General features: G+C 43.5%; 18 protein-coding genes. 9 read left to right on the top strand and 9 right to left on the bottom strand.

Going from position 1 to position 18,345, the window contains the following annotated elements; translation table 11 throughout:
- Positions 1–12: 12 nt before the first annotated feature.
- The gene (locus BC643_RS20740; protein WP_120275199.1) at positions 13–1,305 is read right to left on the bottom strand and encodes an NAD(P)/FAD-dependent oxidoreductase; all 1,293 of its coding nucleotides are present in this window, start codon (positions 1,303–1,305) and stop codon (positions 13–15) included.
- 223 nt (positions 1,306–1,528) lie between these two features.
- Between BC643_RS20740 and BC643_RS20735 the strand changes: the two genes are divergently transcribed.
- Positions 1,529–2,542, top strand: coding sequence for a GntR family transcriptional regulator (locus tag BC643_RS20735; RefSeq protein WP_120275198.1), 1,014 nt, complete (start codon positions 1,529–1,531; stop codon positions 2,540–2,542).
- 104 nt (positions 2,543–2,646) lie between these two features.
- Complete coding sequence (locus BC643_RS20730; protein ID WP_120275197.1) at positions 2,647–3,060, top strand: response regulator; 414 nt, start codon at positions 2,647–2,649, stop codon at positions 3,058–3,060.
- A 6-nt stretch (positions 3,061–3,066) separates the two neighbouring features.
- Here the strand turns inward: BC643_RS20730 and BC643_RS20725 are convergent, their stop codons facing one another.
- Positions 3,067–3,816, bottom strand: a complete 750-nt coding sequence (locus tag BC643_RS20725; protein ID WP_120275196.1) for an SDR family oxidoreductase — start codon at positions 3,814–3,816, stop codon at positions 3,067–3,069.
- A 185-nt stretch (positions 3,817–4,001) separates the two neighbouring features.
- Between BC643_RS20725 and BC643_RS20720 the strand changes: the two genes are divergently transcribed.
- From BC643_RS20720 to BC643_RS20695, 6 genes are all read left to right on the top strand, one after another.
- Positions 4,002–4,436: a thioredoxin family protein gene (locus BC643_RS20720; RefSeq protein WP_120275195.1), complete on the top strand. Its 435-nt coding sequence runs from the start codon at positions 4,002–4,004 to the stop codon at positions 4,434–4,436.
- 10 nt (positions 4,437–4,446) lie between these two features.
- Complete coding sequence (locus tag BC643_RS20715; RefSeq protein ID WP_245995037.1) at positions 4,447–5,430, top strand: FAD:protein FMN transferase; 984 nt, start codon at positions 4,447–4,449, stop codon at positions 5,428–5,430.
- A complete protein-coding gene (locus BC643_RS20710; RefSeq protein ID WP_120275194.1) occupies positions 5,427–5,639 on the top strand; it encodes a DUF4266 domain-containing protein in 213 nt (70 codons plus the stop codon). The genes BC643_RS20715 and BC643_RS20710 overlap by 4 nt, the downstream gene beginning before the upstream one ends.
- A 15-nt stretch (positions 5,640–5,654) precedes the next feature.
- The gene (locus BC643_RS20705) at positions 5,655–6,968 is read left to right on the top strand and encodes a DUF3570 domain-containing protein (protein ID WP_211338161.1); all 1,314 of its coding nucleotides are present in this window, start codon (positions 5,655–5,657) and stop codon (positions 6,966–6,968) included.
- Between the two features lie 208 nt (positions 6,969–7,176).
- Positions 7,177–7,416: a Nif11-like leader peptide family natural product precursor gene (locus tag BC643_RS20700; RefSeq protein WP_120275192.1), complete on the top strand. Its 240-nt coding sequence runs from the start codon at positions 7,177–7,179 to the stop codon at positions 7,414–7,416.
- A gap of 278 nt (positions 7,417–7,694) precedes the next feature.
- A complete protein-coding gene (locus BC643_RS20695) occupies positions 7,695–8,423 on the top strand; it encodes a redoxin domain-containing protein (RefSeq protein ID WP_120275191.1) in 729 nt (242 codons plus the stop codon).
- A gap of 81 nt (positions 8,424–8,504) precedes the next feature.
- Here the strand turns inward: BC643_RS20695 and BC643_RS20690 are convergent, their stop codons facing one another.
- The 7 genes from BC643_RS20690 to BC643_RS20660 form a co-directional block, all read right to left on the bottom strand.
- Positions 8,505–10,145, bottom strand: coding sequence for a dipeptidyl-peptidase 3 family protein (locus BC643_RS20690; protein WP_120275190.1), 1,641 nt, complete (start codon positions 10,143–10,145; stop codon positions 8,505–8,507).
- A gap of 49 nt (positions 10,146–10,194) precedes the next feature.
- Entirely contained in the window at positions 10,195–10,521 is a 327-nt protein-coding gene (locus BC643_RS20685) for an antibiotic biosynthesis monooxygenase family protein (RefSeq protein ID WP_120275189.1), read from the bottom strand.
- Between the two features lie 17 nt (positions 10,522–10,538).
- Positions 10,539–10,937, bottom strand: coding sequence for a thermonuclease family protein (locus BC643_RS20680; RefSeq protein ID WP_120275188.1), 399 nt, complete (start codon positions 10,935–10,937; stop codon positions 10,539–10,541).
- 108 nt (positions 10,938–11,045) lie between these two features.
- Entirely contained in the window at positions 11,046–12,959 is a 1,914-nt protein-coding gene (gene yidC / locus BC643_RS20675) for a membrane protein insertase YidC (protein WP_120275187.1), read from the bottom strand.
- 19 nt (positions 12,960–12,978) lie between these two features.
- Positions 12,979–14,580, bottom strand: coding sequence for a CTP synthase (locus BC643_RS20670; RefSeq protein WP_120275186.1), 1,602 nt, complete (start codon positions 14,578–14,580; stop codon positions 12,979–12,981).
- A 136-nt stretch (positions 14,581–14,716) separates the two neighbouring features.
- Positions 14,717–16,774, bottom strand: a complete 2,058-nt coding sequence (locus tag BC643_RS20665) for a DUF349 domain-containing protein (protein ID WP_120275185.1) — start codon at positions 16,772–16,774, stop codon at positions 14,717–14,719.
- A 191-nt stretch (positions 16,775–16,965) separates the two neighbouring features.
- The gene (locus tag BC643_RS20660) at positions 16,966–17,403 is read right to left on the bottom strand and encodes an Hsp20/alpha crystallin family protein (RefSeq protein ID WP_120275184.1); all 438 of its coding nucleotides are present in this window, start codon (positions 17,401–17,403) and stop codon (positions 16,966–16,968) included.
- 257 nt (positions 17,404–17,660) lie between these two features.
- Here BC643_RS20660 and trmD point away from each other — a divergent pair, with 257 nt between their 5' ends.
- Complete coding sequence (trmD, locus tag BC643_RS20655; RefSeq protein ID WP_120275183.1) at positions 17,661–18,344, top strand: tRNA (guanosine(37)-N1)-methyltransferase TrmD; 684 nt, start codon at positions 17,661–17,663, stop codon at positions 18,342–18,344.
- Position 18,345 lies beyond the last annotated feature (1 nt).

Below are 18,345 nucleotides of genomic sequence, written 5' to 3'. Positions count from 1 at the left end.
GTTTATAGACCCTTACAATGGTCGTTCCTGTGCTTTTTTCGACGGACGAAGAATTAACCGCAACGACTGGTCGAACGTAAAGTATTTCCACACCCAGTTAATAAATACCAGCAAGCGGTTTTTCACGCCAACGATCGACATCAGGTGGACAAACATCCACACGATCCACGCAAACGCGCCCGAGAATTTTAGGAAAGGCAAATCAACTACCGCCCGGTTCCGTCCAACAGTAGCCATGGAACCTTTGTCTTGATACTCAAATTGTGAGCGCACTTTTCCGTGGGCTTCCCGCTGAAAATTATCACCGAGATTAACTGCCTGCTGTAAAGCGACCTGTGCCACCTGCGGGTGACCGTTCGGGTATTTGGGAGTTTCCATATAAGCGATATCGCCGATTGCAAATACGCCATCCAAACCTTCAACCTCGTTATAACGATTTACTTTAATTCGGTTTCCCCGAGCCATGTATTGAGGATCGACACCTTCGGGAACCTGACCACGAACTCCGGCAGCCCAGACTAACGTTTCACTCGACAGCTGTTCTCCTTCTGCCAACGTGATTGTCTTCCCGTCGTAACCTGTTACACGATGTTCGAGCAGCACATTTACGCCCATTTTCTTCAGGTAATATTCTGCTTTTTCACCGGATTCTTTGCTCATTCCGTGAAGTAAATGCGGATTAGCCTCAATCAGCGTAATTTGCATCAAATCAAAGTTGATATCCGGGTAATCTTTGGGAAGCACAAATCGCTTCATTTCCGAAATAGCCCCGCAAACTTCAACACCGGTGGGTCCCCCGCCTACAACAACAACATTTAGCAGTGTTTCCAGTTCTTTGCGGTCGCGCAGCGTCACCGCCTTTTCAAAATTGAGCAGCAGTGTATTTCGAAGGTACACCGCCTCTGAAACCGATTTCATCGGTATCCCGTGCTTAATGACCCCTTCCATTCCGAAATAGTTCGTGGTCGCTCCGGTGGCAATCACTAGCGCATCGTACCACACATAGCCCATCGGCGTGTGAATCTTCTTGTTCGCCGGGTCAATATCAGTTACCTGTGTCACCCGAACATACACGTTTTTCTGTTTTTGAAATACTTTTCTTAACGGGAACGATATCGCACTCGGCTCAAGTCCCGAAGATGCAACCTGGTAAAAAAGTGGTTGAAACTGATGATAATTGTTCCGATCGATTAAAACAAGCTGACAATTACTATCTTTCAACTTTCGAGCAAGTTTTAAACCTGCAAAACCGGCACCGACTATTACAACTCTCTTTTGTCCGGTTTCTGGTATATTAATTGGCATGAAAAATTTTTTATTGCTGAAACAACGTGTCAGGGATAAATGTTCCACCGCTAAATTCAAAACCACTACTTTTTTCCATTACTTAACTTTCGACTGATTTTCACCGTTTTCATTTCCCGTGTCATGAAATTTTTTAACGGAATTCCTCTTTCTGAAGCATTTTTTATAAATTCCATGCGTTAAACCGAACGAACCAAACCGACTAAAAGCAGAAAACAAACCGATGACTGAACTGAATAGAATCGACAGCGAATCGGAAATCCCGAAATACTTACAGGTTGAAGAAATGATTCTTACCGATATTGAATCCGGGATTTTCAAGCATGGACAACGCATTCCGTCGATTAACGAGACGAGCGAAGATCTGCTGCTTTCGCGCGATACCGTTGAAAAGGCATACACAAACCTTCGTAAAAAAGGAATTCTGATTTCGGTGAAAGGGAAAGGCTATTACGTCAACAAAACCGAAACCGGCAAACGTCTCAAGATTGCACTAATCATTAATAAACTCAGCAATTACAAGCGTAGCCTTTACAACTCGTTTGTACAAACCATGGGCTCGAAAGCCAGCATCGATGTTTTTATCTACCATTACGACATCACCGAATTTGAGTCGATCATCAGCGAAAACCTGAAACACTACGATTATTTTGTGATTCTGCCTCACTTCCGTAGCGAAACAGCGGCTGCGGTACCAGTTATTCGTCAAATTCCGAAAGAAAAAGTTCTGATTGTCGACCGGTATTGGGACGAGCTAAAAGAATACCCGGTGGTTTACCAGGAATACGACAAGGATATCCAGTCCGCTTTGCGCGAGGCGCATAAACTACTCAAAAAGTATCAAAAGCTGAACCTGGCGTTTCCGCAAAGCGAATATTATTCAACCAATATCAAAAAAGGCTTTACCCATTTTTGCCAGCTCCACCAGTTTGACTTTTCGATCATTGACAATATCACCGAAGATGACATTCGCCAAAATGAAGCCTATGTGCTGGTGTCGGACAACGACCTGTACATGTTTATTAAGTGTTTGAAGTCTAGAAAATGGAAAGCAGGTGCCGACGTCGGTGTCATTTCCTACAACGAGAACCCTGTAAAAGAGCTGTTGTGCGATGGAATCTCGACCATTTCAACCAATCATGACGAAATTGGCAGAAAGGCCGCCGAGATGATTTTGGCCAAAGATTTCAAACAAATCAAAAGTCCTTTTGAATTTATCCAACGAAACTCACTGTAAAATTTGACAATCGCCTGCTGCAAAAATTTCGGGAAATTCTAACAATCTGAAATTGAATCTTTATATTGCAGTTGGATGGTCTGTGATTTTCTAATGTGGAATGTATGGAATACGAGAAAAATTATAACTCGCCCAAGCTCAATATCTTGGTCGCGGAGGACGAAGAATATAACTTTCTTTTAATCTCCGAAATCCTTAAAGGATACAATATCAACATCATGCGTGCCTACAATGGTAAAATGGCCCTTGAACACTGCATCAATAATCCTCACATCGATTTAATATTGATGGACATTAGCATGCCTGTGATGGACGGCTTAGAAGCCACCAAACGAGTCAAATCGTTACGTCCGGGATTGCCGGTTATTATTCAATCTTCCTACACCAGCTACTCTGACAAATTGATCGCTTTTGAACACGGATGCGACGGATTTTTACCAAAACCGTTTAACCGGGAAGGCTTGATAAGCACCCTGGAAATACACAAACCAGCTGGTGTCAGCATCGGAAAAGAATAAATAGGATCATTCTACGTAAATCATCTTTTTCGTCATTCCTCCATCGATGACAAAGTTTTGCCCGGTGATAAAATCATTTTCAGGCTGCAATAGAAAATAAACCATATTGGCAATGTCCAGTCCCTTTCCAACTCTGCCGACGGGGTGCTGCAGCTGATCTGCTTCCGACAATGGGTATTGCTCAGCTGCTGATTTTTTCCGAATGGCAGAAACATCAATCCATCCCGGGCTAATCGCGTTTACCCGGATTTCCGGGCCGAGGCTCATTGCCAGCGCATGGGTCATGCTCAGCAAACCACCCTTCGTGGCCGAGTAGGCTTCAGTGTTTGGCTCGGACTGTATTGCTCGCGTCGAGCACATGTTAATGATCACACCGCGAACTTTCTTCAATTCTTCAGCCGCATATTTTGAACACAAAAATGGTCCGGTCAGGTTAACGGCAAGTACCCTGTTCCATTCATCCAACTCTAGCTCACGAATAGGTTTATTCGCTGCAATCATCGCATTATTTACCAAACCATCTAGTCGTCCAAACTCAATCAGCGCATTTTTCAAGGCAATCTTCACCTGTCCCTCATCTGAAACATCAACACAATCTATTTTCAAGCTAGCTTCCTGACACTCGTTTGCCATCTCATCCAGCGCTTCTTTATCATTATCCCAAACGGTCACACCATATCCTTTTTGCAACAAATAAAGGCTGACGATTTTGCCAATTCCTTGGGCACCACCGGTAATAAGCACGTGCTTTTCCATTTTATTATTGTTTACTATTAAAGGGTCATTTTGACACGCAAACCTGACTGTCAATTACATATTGGGAATTGAATCTTCAGCAATTATGTAATCGTTAAAAAAATCTAAATATCCACATTCTTAGATGCTATCACAAACCTATTCATACTAGGTTTGTTGTTGATGACATTAAAAAAATCAAACGTATGAAAAAATTTCTCACGTCAACCCTTTTCTTGATTTTTGCCGTATCGTCTTTATTTGCGCAGGAATGGGAAACAAATTTTGATCAGGCTCAGAAAGATGCGCATGATCAGAATAAAAAATTAATCATGGTTTTTCAGGGCTCCGACTGGTGCGCTCCCTGCATGAAACTCAATCGGGAAATCTGGAGTTCAGACACTTTTAAAGACTATGCGAAAGACCACTACGTGATGATGCAGGTTGATTTCCCCCGAAAAAAAACAAATGCTCTCCCGGAAACACAGCAGGAACAAAACGCAAAGCTAGCAGAGACCTACAATAAAAAAGGTTTCTTCCCTTTTGTTGTCGTGATGAACGCTGACGGAAAAGTCATTGGCGAAACGGGCTACAAACCCATCAGCCCTTCCGAATACATTGAACATCTGAATTCATTCTAACCAACTGATTTTGAGAAGTACCATCCTCACTATCATTTTGGCTGCAACCACAATTGTGGGGTACTGCTGCCAAAGCTATACCCGCACGTTGAAACTAATGGGTAGCCGTTTTGACATTACGGTTGTTGCTGAAAATGAAGACGAAGGCAACCAGTACATCGACATGGCTGTTGGCGAAATCCAACGTATTGAAAAGCTGATTTCATCCTGGGACGAGAGTTCGCAAACGTCGGCCATTAACCGAAACAGTGGTATAAAACCGGTTATTGTTGATCCCGAGCTATTTCAGCTGATTGAACGGGCCATAGCCATTTCGAAACTTACCGACGGAGCTTTCGACATCACTTATGCCTCGATGGACAAGATCTGGAAGTTCGACGGGAGCATGACCGAAATGCCAAGCCAAGAAGCAATAACAGCATCCGTATCGAAAGTTGGTTACCAACACATTCGCCTTAACAAAGAAGAGTCGAGCGTATTCCTGGAGCTGCCGGGAATGAAAATCGGCTTTGGCGCGATTGGGAAAGGCTATTCGGCAGATAAAGCCAAAGCACTTCTCATGGCCCATGGAGTAAAGGCCGGCATTATAAATGCTTCGGGTGACATGAATACCTGGGGCACCCAGCCTTCAGGCGAAGAGTGGAAAGTTGGGATCGTCAACCCAATGAATAAAAATAAAGTGTTTGCCGTGCTTCCGCTCAACCAGGGTGCTGTCGTCACTTCGGGCGACTACGAGAAGTACGTCAAGTTCAATGGAATTAGGTATACGCACATTATCAATCCCCAAACCGGCTACCCCGCTACTGGCATTATCAGCGCAACTGTATTTGCCCCCAAAGCTGAACTGGCCGATGCACTGGCCACGTCTATTTTTGTGATGGGTATTGATGTCGGCCTGAACCGCATCAATCAACTTCCTCATGTGGAATGTATTCTGATTGACGAAAACGGAAATGTTTACAGTTCGGAACATATAAAAATTGAAAAAGAATGAAACGAAAAATTCTGTTTCTGGCATTGATTGCCCTTTCATTAGGATCGTGCACGGTCGTGAAGGAATATGAAAAAATCAACCTGAACGATCCCGACATGGAATTGAGCTCAAAAAAGATCGACATGTTTGAAACCAACTTTCAGGCATATCGCGAAGCCGCCTCGGGCGCAAACGGGGGAAAGACAGGTGGAGGTTGTGGATGTAACTAAAAACAAACAATGAAAATGAAACTATTAACCCTACTAATCATCCTGTTCGCGGCGGGCGCTGTTCAGGCGCAGGAAACCGACGGCACGGACGGGACTTACAAAAAGCGCGTATTGGAAAGTACCGAAGTGGACTTTTTGATGGGATACTATTCCCAGGACGGCGACAACGCAGCTGTGACCGGAGGAAAAGGAACAGAAGATTTACTGGACATCGCACCAACCTTTATTGTGTCGGTTCCTTTAAATGAGGATGACGTGCTGACTGTCGAAGCTGGTATTTCGGCATACACTTCTGCCTCATCGAGCAACGTCAACCCATTTGACGGCAGCAAACCGGCAGATCCCTTTCAGGCATCGTCCGGCGCTTCCTCAAGTGACGTTTGGATGCACGGCGCCGGCACCTACAGCCACAGCTCCGACGACCGCAACCAAATTTGGACCGGAAAGCTAAGCTTGTCATCTGAATTCGACTACTTCTCACTCGGTTTCGGAGGCAGTTACACGCGCCTTTTCAACGAAAAAAATACCGAATTGAGTTTATCCGGAAATATCTTTCTGGATCAGTGGTCGAAAATTATCCCTTATGAACTACGTTCTTTTGAGTCAGGAGGAAGTGGATTGAACAGTCCGCTTTTTCACCAGTACCAGATAACCGGGAATACCGACTATTCGCCTAAATTCGATGGTCTGGACGGAAAAAACAGGAACTCCTACTCTGCTGGAATCGTTTTAACGCAGATTTTGTCGAAACGAATGCAAGCCGCTTTCCTGGCCGACTGGGTTTTGCAGAAGGGATTGCTTTCAACACCGTTTCAACGAGTCTACTTTTCAGACTACGAGGATTCCTTTATTGAAAACTTCCACTTAGCTGATGATGTTGAGCGGCTGCCGGATAGCCGGATGAAAATAGCACTTGGTGCCCGGCTAAATTATTATCTGAACGAACGAGTCGTGTTCCGAACATTTTACCGGTATTACACCGACGATTGGGGAATTAACTCCCACACTGCCAGCATCGAAATGCCGATAAAACTAGGTAATAAATTTACAGTCTACCCCAGCTATCGCTATTACACGCAAACTGCAGCCGATTATTTTGCCGGCTACAACCAGCACCTTTCAAAAGAGCAATATTATACGTCCGACTACGACCTGTCGGAGTTCAATGCCAACCAGTACGGTATTGGGCTTCGATACACTGATGTCTTTACCGAACACCACATTTGGAAGTTGAAAATAAAAAGCCTCGATTTGAAATACCATTATTACGAGCGTAACAGCGGATTCAAAGCCAATCTGATTTCTTTCGGTATAGGCTTCGTGCTCTAGTAAAAAATTAAGCAACTTACTTAAAACCGAAGGTTATCCTGGATTTCCTTCGGTTTTTTATTTCGCCAAGCTTCGGAACAGAATTTGCCACTTTATGTATCCGGGCCTGTGTGGCAGGTTTTCCGGACAATCCGGTAGGATTAACTGATTTTATCCGACAAATATGTAGGATTGGCTAAGTTTTATTAAATAACGAAAGGATACGATTATGGCGATTAATGATGCAATGAAATTTATTCGCACTTCGCAGGAAGACCGCGATCTGAGGAAAGAGTTAAACCAATGTAAACCGACTGAAGTATTTGATAAACTTAAAGATCTTGGATACGACTTCAACCAGGATGAGTTCGAGGAATCAATCAATATGATGCACGTGAAATGCCAGTTTGAAGAGCAGGCCAATCGGTTAATGCAAACTGATATGTGGTTCAAAATGCTTTTAACCTAAATTTATTCATCGTCCGGAACGAATGGATTCAGTAAAAACCATTTGTTGAATACATTCGTTCATTACCCATCAAAGACGTGAACTATAGCTCATTTCCCGAACTTCATAATAAATGTTTTAATCCAAACAAAAACCTATAAAAAACATATGATCTAAAAATAAAAATTAATGTATTCAATTTAAGGATATTAACATCTGTATACCCGAACTTATTATTTCATCCCCCGTAAGCTAAGGCACATACCCCTTTTATCAATACAAACTAAAACAAGAATGTCATGAAAAAAATCTCTGTTTCCCTTCTCATGTCCTTTTTTCTTGTTACGCTAGCCCTAGCGCAAAAGGACCAGATCCCTCTGATCGGATCGAAAGCTCCCTCCTTCACAGCACAAACAACTCAAGGCGAATTAACTTTCCCTGATGACTTTGGATCAAGCTGGAAAATCCTCTTCAGTCACCCGAAAGACTTCACGCCTGTTTGCTCTTCCGAACTTCTTGAACTTGCCTACATGCAGAAAGAACTTGAAGCCATGAATGTAAAGGTTGCCGTTATTTCGACTGACAATCTTTCGCAACACCAAATGTGGGTTGCCCATTTGCAGGAACTGGACTACAAGAACCGTGGTCAACAGGAAATTAGTTTTCCGTTGATCGACGATTCAAAAATGATTGTTTCGAAAACCTACGGTATGCTACACTCCCCAACGAGTAGCAGCCGGGATATTCGAGGCGTTTACATTATTGATTCCAACAACATTGTTCGGTCAATTAATTTCTACCCGGTTGAAGTCGGTCGGAATATGGTTGAAATAGAACGAATTGTTTCAGCATTACAAACTACTGAGCAAGAAATGGTTCTGACGCCCGCAAACTGGAAAGAGGGAGACGATGTGATGGTGCCCTACCTTCCCTATCGTGAAAGTCAACTTGCCGAAAACCCTGAATTAAAAGACGAATTTTACAATGTTGGGAACCGCATGTGGTTCAAAAAAGTCGGAGACAAATAATTATTCAGTTTTTTTTTAGAAAGTTCAAAAAAAGGGGCTAGCCCAACGCGGACAGCCCCTTTTCTATGGATTAAATTCTTCTTACAAGCCAACAACCTCCGGACCTTGCTCAAATACAATATCAACTGGAATTCCCGCACTGTTTACGCGATCCAAATCACGCTGTAAATCTTCCCGAACAAATCCCATTTTAGAAATCAATTCCTGGGCATGCGCATAATCACCATTGCCTTGTACTGTTAGCAACAAATCAGAAAGCTTCATCATTGCTTCTTTCATTTTCTCGTAATTCACCCGATATGTGCCGGTCTCTTCGTCACGCTCAAATGCGCCTTGCTCCTGGAAATAGTAAAAGCGGATCATATTCGCTTTACCATGAGCACTTACACCGCCAAAACGAACCGACCTGAAAATGCCGGCCATGAACGTCACAAAGTTGTCCATCATGTCCTTTTCTCCCAACTCACCCATTTCATTCAGCTTGTAGACCACCCAAAGTCCGAGGATATCTGCTTTTCCTTCCTCCAGCGAAGAATAGGTATCGCGCAAAGCCTGGCGGACTGTTTTTGTCCCGTCAATCGTATTACCAAGTCCCAAGCCGTGCGCTACTTCATGAAACATCGTATTCTCAAAAAAGGCGTCAAATTTCACATGCTGACGTTGGTCTTCGGCAATCAGTAAATTTGAAATCGGGACTAATATTTTGTCGAATTTCGCTTGCATGGCATTTTTCAACTGCAACTTGCGACTTCCCTTTTCTGCCCGCACCTGCTCGTCGTTTGGCAAGTTAATGGCGATGGTTTTACTTCCGGCATTGCAATCACCGGCATAGTAGATCACGTCGTAGGCATTCAGATCTGAATCCGATCCGGGCATTTCACTTTTGTAGGGTGCATCGCAAGGCAAAGCCTTCTGCAGTTCGGGCAACAACAGGGCAAATTTCGCCAAGCGGTCGCTCCATTCCTTGTCTTTTACTAAAATGAAAGCTTCGTGCGACGCCTTGTAGCCGAACAACTGATCTTCATAGCTCTCAATCGGGCCTACCACAAAATCAATCGTATTCGATTTCATATCCAACCAGGCCATATCGCTTTCGAAATAATCATCGGTCAGCAAGGCTTCCGCCCGCAACTCCAGGTAATTCTTCAAGCCTGCATCTTCAGCCAGCTCCGCAGCTTGCCGTAAATAGGAAGCAGCCTGTTCAATCTGTGGTTGAAAAGCGACATGATACGGCACCGACACCAATTGGCCCACCGAATCACGCTCGATTATTGTGTACAAACTGGATTTTGCAGAGTCGCTCCAACTCTCAAATTCCTCCTTCGTCATATCTGTTGGATAAAAACTGGCACCTTTCGGCTTGGGGCCAACTCCCTCCATGAATGGTTCGTTGCCGTTCAAACGCTCCCACGGACCATAATTAATTTTCAAAAACTTGGTCATCGCATCGCTGGTCGACTTTGCCAAAATTTCGTTTTTATCGCCATAGGCTTCCATCCAAAAAAGATCGTCCATAATTTGCGCTGCCTTAAATAACAATGGCAACATCTGTTTCTCCTTTTCAGTCAGCACCGACAAATCTGTTGTCAGCTTCACAGGCGTAAACGCATCCGCCTTCTTTTCAATTTCATTTACCATCGAAGTTTCATTTTTGGACGAACTACTACAAGCTGCCAAAAGCAGTGCAATAATTCCCAAACAAACAAAGCGTAAGTTTTTCATCACAGGAATATTTCAGTTAATAAATTCTTTCTTCTCTTTCAGTGCATTTCTAATCGGTCACGTCGCCAAAACCGTAATCGCGTTCCACTAATGCGATACGGGTTTTATAGGCTGAATACCACTTTTCGCGACCATAGCATTGTGCCATTTGGTGCTCAATATTTTTCTTCCAGTTTGCTATTGATTCCAAATTTTGCCAATAGGAAACCGTTATTCCGAGATTATTTCGCGCCGACTCAGCGCCAAGGAATCCTTTCTGCTGCTGAGCAAGCTCAAGCATTCGCTCTGCCATTTCTACGTAACCATCAACAACAGAGGTACGAACGGAGCTAAAAATAACCGCATAATAAGGGGGAGTGGGTGTTTTTGCTATCATCGAAAAAATATTCCCTGTTACAAAAAATAAGGTTCGGCAAGTTCCTTTGCAATCAACAAATCGTTAATGCAATAGTAGTCTCCGATTGACCGGATATTCGAATATCCGTCCAAAACTTCCGGAGCTATCTGGACATACATCACCGCCAAATAACGCCCGTATTTTCCCTTCGAATCCTTCAACGTTTCGACGATCGCCAACGTGCCCTTCTTCATAATAGACTTTACAAAATCGGAAGCAGCTTTTCCCGCCAGATATTCTTCCGAGTCATGCTTCACACCGTAAACCTCCGGTGTATTCACGCCATACAAACGAATGCGCTCACCGCGAACCCAAACGCTAAGCCCAAGGTCGATGTCGATTTCGTAGGTATCGCCATCCACCACTTTCACAATTTCAGCCTGGTATTGATACATAGTATGCTTGTTTTTGATTCGTAAATAAAATTTATTCTACCCCGAGTCTCTTAAAGATACAAACCATCAGGCAAAAAAAAATGCTGCCCGAAGGCAGCATTCAATATTTTATTTCGGCATCTGAACTCCTCGTTCTTTCGCCATTTGTTCGAGTCGTTGTTGGAACTTCGACTTCTTAACGGTTTTCTTTTTATTGGCATGCAGCTGCGCGCGGATCTTTTCATCGTCAATCAAAACGCGGAACAGATACATTTGACCAATTGTGATCAAGTTGGCCAGGAAGTAATAGTAACTCAAACCTGCAGGATAGTTGTTCAGGATAAACAAGAACATGACCGGCATAATGTACATCATCGTCTGCATTCCCGGCATCGCATTGTTGCTGGTCGCTTGCGAGTTCAATTTTGTTGAGATGATCGTTGTAATGGTCATCAGCAAACAGAACAAACTAACGTGGTCGCCATAGAATGGAATGGAGAACGGCAGATTGAAAATTGAATCGTATGACGACAAGTCGGTTGCCCAAAGGAAACTTTCTCCACGCAACTCAATCGAAGTTGGGAAGAAGAAGAACATAGCGAACAAAATCGGCATCTGCAACAACATCGGCAAACAGCCCCCCATCGGGTTCACGCCGGCTTTCTTGTACAAAGCCATTGTTGCCTGTTGTTTTTCCATCGGTTTGTCTTTACCGAATTTCTCGTTCAACTCATCAACCTCCGGCTTCAATGCACGCATCTTGGCCTGTGAAATGTATGATTTATAGGTGAACGGGAACAAGATCATCTTGATGAAGATGGTCAACAACAGAATAATGATTCCGAAATTATCGATATGGAGACGCAAGAAATTAAACACCGGAATGACCAACCAGCGGTTTACCCAACGAAGCACAGAGTACCCCAGGTTAACCAGTTGATCCAAATCCAGATCATATTGCTTCAAGGTTGTATAGTGGTTCGGACCAAAATAGAATTCCATACCAAAATTGGCATCCATTCCCGGATCATAAGGAATAGCGATATCAGCCGAAAAATCACCGACTTTAGAGACACTATTTTCATCGTAAGTATAGCTAATATCGGCAGTCGGGAAAGCATCATCAGCAATAATAGTCGAATTGAAGAACAACTGTTTAAAGCTGATCCACTTCACTTTGGTTTTCAACGATTCCTCAGTCGTCTTTTCTGGAGAAAGCTTGTCAACATCACTTTCAAAATATTTGTAGTTGACTGATGTATAACGGTCTTCACCAAATTTCGATTTCTTTTCCAAACGTGGACCGGCGTAAGCCCAGTTGAAGTTCAGGTAGTTCACATTTTGAGCAATCATATTTCCCAAACCATTGGTTTTAATGTCGAAACCAACCATGTAAGAGTTGTGGGCCAATGTGTAAACAAACTTCAACGAACGTCCTTGACCTGCATCCAGGCTCATGCTAACAGATTGCGTTGTACCCGGAAACTCTTCGTTGTACTCAACATCGCCTTCTTTCCCCTTCTTCACTTCCGGGCCGGTAGCCACCAGATCTGTTTGGGGTGTTGACGGTGTAAAATATAACTCGTCGGTTTGAATACTGCGGTTTTGTGAGAAGAAATTCAAACCAAACTGGTTGGAAGGACCATTAAAAAGAACCAATGGGTTGCCTTCGTAAGTTTGGTAATTTTTCAACTCAACCGAGTAAATTTTACCCCCTTTGGTTGAAAGGGTAACTTTCATCAGGTTGTTTTCAAGCGTGATGAATTGCTCTTGTCCCATCGCGCCGGCAGCAAAAGCACCGAAACGGTCGGCTGCCTGAGTTGAAGCCAAAGTTGAGTCTGCGGCTAACTGCGCCTGCTGCTGTTCCGCCATCTCCTTGGCACGAATTTGCGCCTGTTGTTGCTGTTCAGCTTCAACCTGCGCAATAGAATCCTGCTTATGCTTGGCCGCTTCAATCTCTTCCTGCGACGGCTTGTTCAGGATACTAAATCCAATCAGGATAGCGACAATCAGAACTATCCCGACGATTGTATTTTTGTCCATAATGTCTAGTTTTCTTGAATTAACTGTTGGCAGCGTTCACAAAAGCTACGAACAGGGGATGTGGTTTTAATACTGTACTACTGTATTCCGGGTGATACTGAACACCTACAAACCATTTGTGATTAGGCAATTCAACAACCTCAACCAAATTTGTATCCGGGTTAATTCCCACTGGCTTCATGCCGCCGGCTTTGAAAGCTTCGAGATACTCGTTGTTGAATTCGTAACGGTGACGGTGACGTTCGCGAATCTCATCCTTCTGATAAGCTTTATACAGATGCGACTTTTTATCGTTGATCAGACAGGTATAGGCACCAAGACGCATGGTTCCACCTTTTTCGGTGATTCCTTTTTGCTCTTCCATCAGTCCAATGACCGGATAGTTGGTTTTTTCGTTCATCTCGGTTGAGTCCGCTCCTTCCCAGCCTAAAACGTTACGGGCGAATTCAATAACAGCGATCTGCATTCCCAAGCAAATTCCCAAGAATGGGATGTTATTTTCGCGAATGTATTTTGTAGCTAAAATTTTGCCTTCGATTCCTCGGTGACCGAATCCCGGAGCAATGATTACACCATTCAGAGGAGATAACAATTGCTCGTAGTTGCTTTCATTAATATCTTCCGAGTGGATCCACTCCAAATTAACTTTTACCCGGTTAATTGCTCCGGCATGAATCAATGCCTCAGCAATCGACTTGTATGCATCGGGCAATTCAACGTATTTACCAACCAAACCAATCTTGATTTCTCTTTCCGGATTTTTCAGTTTACGCAGAAACTCATTCCAGTCATCCAATTTTGGTTCGTTTTTAGCCGGAAGGTGCAATTTGCGAAGAACGGTAAGGTCCAGTTTTTCTTCCAGCATTTTGTTCGGCACGTCATAGATGGTTTCCACATCGATTGATTGCACAACCGAGTCAGGATCAACGTTACAGAACAAAGCTACTTTTTTGCGGATACTGGTTGCCAAATCATGCTCGGTACGCAGTACCAACACATCAGGTTGAACCCCATTTTCCAGCAACATTTTCACCGAGTGCTGCGTCGGTTTGGTTTTCAACTCGCCTGAAGCAGCGAGGAATGGCACCAACGTTAAATGAATCACCAACGCGTTAGAGCCTAGCTCCCATTTCAACTGACGAACAGATTCGATGTATGGCAAAGATTCCATGTCACCAACAGTTCCACCAATCTCAGTCACTACGATATCGTAGTTACGCTTGGTTCCCAAGAACTTAATTTTACGCTTGATTTCGTCTGTAATGTGCGGAATGATCTGCACAGTCTTACCCAAATAGTCTCCTCTCCGCTCTTTATTGATCACTGATTGGTAGATCCGCCCGGTGGTTACATTGTTTGCCTGTGAAGTCGGAACATTCAAAAAACGCTCGTAATGCCCGAGGTCAAGGTCGGTTTCTGCACCGTCTTCGGTAACGTAACATTCCCCGTGTTCGTAAGGATTCAACGTTCCGGGATCGACATTGATGTAAGGGTCAAGCTTTTGGATGGTAACAGAGTAACCTCTGGCTTGCAACAACTTAGCTAATGAAGCGGCTAAGATTCCTTTTCCTAGTGAGGAGGTCACCCCTCCTGTAACAAAGATGTACTTGGTTGCTGACAAAATCGTAAAATTTAATTGTTCCTAAAAGCGCACAAATTTAAGCAATAAAACCAATTGCGCTCAAAAAAATGTGCACTAATATCTAACGAATGATGATTAAAAAAACCCGCATGATAGCGGGCTATATTTTTAACTATTAATCTTCGTCGTCCATTTCGTCGATAATACGAATCTTTTCTTTCAGCAACTCAATCTTTTCTATCGTCGCCTGAATCTTCTTATTTACATCTTCAATAAGCGATTCGGCGTTCTTCGTATTCGCGAAAAATCCGATATTATTATTTAGCAAAGACAAATCGTTTTCAAGCTGTTTCATCTTGGTGATGTACTTATCACGCTCGAAACGCATCTTGTTTTGTCCTTTCGATGTCTCTGAGAAATTGGAAATTTTCGTTTTGAATTTCAGCACGTTACGTTTGTGTTCATCAATCCGCAGATGATCGAAATGCTCATTGATCGCATTCCGGAACTCATTCTGAATTTTATCCTTGTCTTTGAACGGAACGTGGCCGATCTCCGTCCAACGACGTTGAAAATCTTTCATTTGCTCCAGATCTTCATCTTCATCCTTCGTCAACTTGTACTTCCGGATTTCTTCAATCAGCTCCTGTTTCAACTTCAGGTTGTCGACCTGTTCGTGATCAACGGTATTGAAATGCTCCGATTTTTGGTCGAAGAAATAATCGCAAGCTGCACGGAAACGCTTCCAAATAGCGTCCGACTGTTTCCGTGGTACAGGGCCAATTTCTTTCCATTTCTTTTGAATGCTAATGAACTCGTCCGTACTCTTTTTCCAGTCGGTGCTGTCTTTTAATGCTTCGGCCTGCACACACAAATCCAGTTTCAACTGCAGGTTATTTTGCTGCATTTCTTTGTTTTGCGCGTAAAACTCGCGTTTTGCATCGAAAAATTTGTCGCACGCTCCACGGAAACGCTCGTAAATCCGGTTGTTATCTTTTTTCGGAGCAAAACCAATTGTCCGCCAAACCTTCTGCAACTCAATCAGCTCTTTCGATTTGTCGTCCCAATCTTTGTGGTTGTGCAAATCCAAAGTGGCAATTTCCTCCGCTTTTTCACACAACACGGTTTTTGCATCCAAATTGTGCTTTTGATCTTCTTTCCGGTCTTCGAAATATTCCTGGTGTTTTTTGTTGATTTTAGAAGTAGCCGCTTTGAAGCGCTCCCACAAATCATCTTTTTTATCACGCGGAACAGGACCAATTTCACGCCACTGCTCGTGGTATTTCTGAAGAATATTGAAGGCTTTAATCACCGAGGGCTCAACCAGCAACTCCTCTGCTTTTTCGCAAATCGTTATTTTGGCTTCCATGTTTTTCTTCAAATCAAGATCTCTCAACTCCTTGTTGATCTTGATGTAATCGTAGAAATTCTCAACATGGTGATGGTAGGTTTCCCACAAATCTTTCAGCTTCGCTTGTGGCACCAAACCGGTATCGCGCCACTTCTGCTGCAAATCACGAAACTCCTGGAACGTTTTATTGATCGACTCGTCTCGATTGACAAGCGACTTAATATCTTCAATAATCTGGTATTTTATCTCAAGATTTTGCTCCTTCTCTTCCTCCATTTCTTTCGCCCGATCACCTCTCAACTGGCGATATTCGCGGAGAAGATTTTTCAGGTCATCTTCATATGGAGCGTTTCCGGGCTCAAAGTCTTCTTCTTTTCCACCATCGGCCAGGTAAGCTGCTTTCTCAGTCTCAACATTTGCCCGGTGCTTTTTAAAGAAGTTTATTTTGATACGATCAACCTCGTCTTTGATGTCTTCGTCGGTAGTCTCGGCTAACAAATCGCGCAGCGCATTGATCAGTTCAACCTCGGTGTATGAAGAATAGTCAATCTTTCCGGAAGCGATTACAGCATTCGCTGTTTCCTCGTCCATCTCCTCCTCTTCTTCATCTTCGGAATCGGATTCATCCTCCTGATCTTCTTCCTCTTCTGACTGTTCTACTTCATCGCCCGAATCCGTCTCCGACACGACTTCTTCAACAGGTTCTTCCGACGCTTCTTCCTTAGAAACCGGTTCTTCCGGCTGCGAATTCGTTTCTGCAATCTCTTCCTCAGGGACATTTTTCACAGAATCCTGGCTCTCTACTGGCGTAGCTGCATCGCCGGTCGCTTCCGGGTTTGCATTTAACTCATCATTTGAGTTTTTCAGATCTTTAGGCTCCATACACTTTAACGGTATTAAAATTACTGAGTAATTTTCAGATATTTAGGTCTCTTTATTGTACTACGAAAATATAATTTTCATAACGAATACTCAAGCAAATACCCGACTATTTCTACAAATCACGAGGATAAGTTACAAAAAAAGCCGCATCCTCGACGAATGCGGCTTAGTGTTTTAATAATCCTTTAAAATTAAGCAATTTCAATATTTTTGACCACCGGCTTCTGTTCTTCTTTCTTGGCAATCGTCAGAATCAAGATACCGTTCGAGAAATTTGCCTGCACCTTTTCAGCGTCCAATTCATGGTTCAATTTAAACTTCTTCTCAAAATCTGAAACTTTAAATTCAACTCTCGAATAGTTGACTTCTTCTTTTTCCTCTTTTGCCATTTCTCCCTTCACGATCAACACGTCGTTGTCGAGGGTGATTTTGACCTGTTCTTTGCTGAATCCCGGGATTTGCATTTCAATTTTCACAAATTCGTTGTAATCGAAAATGTTTGTTGCGGGTTGAACCTTGATTTCATTCTTCGCATAACGGTCATTCTTCAAACCTTCCTGAAAAAAGTCGTTCAACAAACGATCAACTGCATTAAAGCTGTAAGCCGGATTTACTTTTACTAATTTCATGTTTTATGTCCTCCTTAAATTTTTATTTCTGATGTTTTGTTTTCTATTCTGACTTTCCTCTAGCCAAGTTCCGTTCCAACTCACTTTTCGCGACAAAAAAGCTCAATCAAACGCTCACGAGGCTGTCATTATTTCCGAATCAACGCAAAACGTAAGCCACATCGTCATCTTATCTAATTTCCTGGATGTGTTTTTAGCCTGAAAAATATCGTCCGGCATTCACGATTCTTGTTACTTTTGCAGAAAATTTTCAAATTATGCGTATCGATATTCTTACCGTTGTACCCGAATTGCTGGAAAGTCCGTTCAAGCATTCTATTTTGAAACGCGCCCAGGACAACGGCGTGGTTGAAATTCACGTGCACAACATCCGCGATTTTTCAACCGACAAACACCGGAAAGTTGACGACTACGCATTTAGTGGTGGCGCTGGCATGGTGATGACCATCCAACCGATTGAGGACGCGATCAATCATTTGAAGTCGCAGCGCGATTACGACGAAGTGATTTACACCAGCCCTGACGGAGAAGTGTTCAACCAACGGATTGCCAACCAGTGCTCGCTTTATAAAAACATCATCATCCTTTGCGGACACTACAAAGGAGTTGATCAACGCGTGCGCGACTACCTGATTACCCGCGAAATTTCAATAGGCGACTACGTACTAACGGGAGGAGAAATGGCGGCCGCCGTTATGGTCGACGCGATCGTGCGCCTGATTCCGGGAGCCATGTCAGATGAAACTTCCGCTTTAACAGATTCATTTCAGGACAACTTACTGAGCCCACCGGTTTACACACGCCCGGCTGACTACAAAGGCTGGAAAGTGCCGGATGTTCTACTGAGCGGAAATGACCGGCAAGTGGACGAATGGAAAGAAAAGCAAGCGTGGGAGCGCACCAAGCGACTTCGCCCCGACCTGTTGGAAGGACACGAATAAA

This window comes from Mangrovibacterium diazotrophicum, assembly GCF_003610535.1.
Lineage (GTDB): Bacteria > Bacteroidota > Bacteroidia > Bacteroidales > Prolixibacteraceae > Mangrovibacterium > Mangrovibacterium diazotrophicum.
Note: the sequence above shows the minus strand (reverse complement) of the source record. Positions and strands in the feature narration are given on the sequence as shown.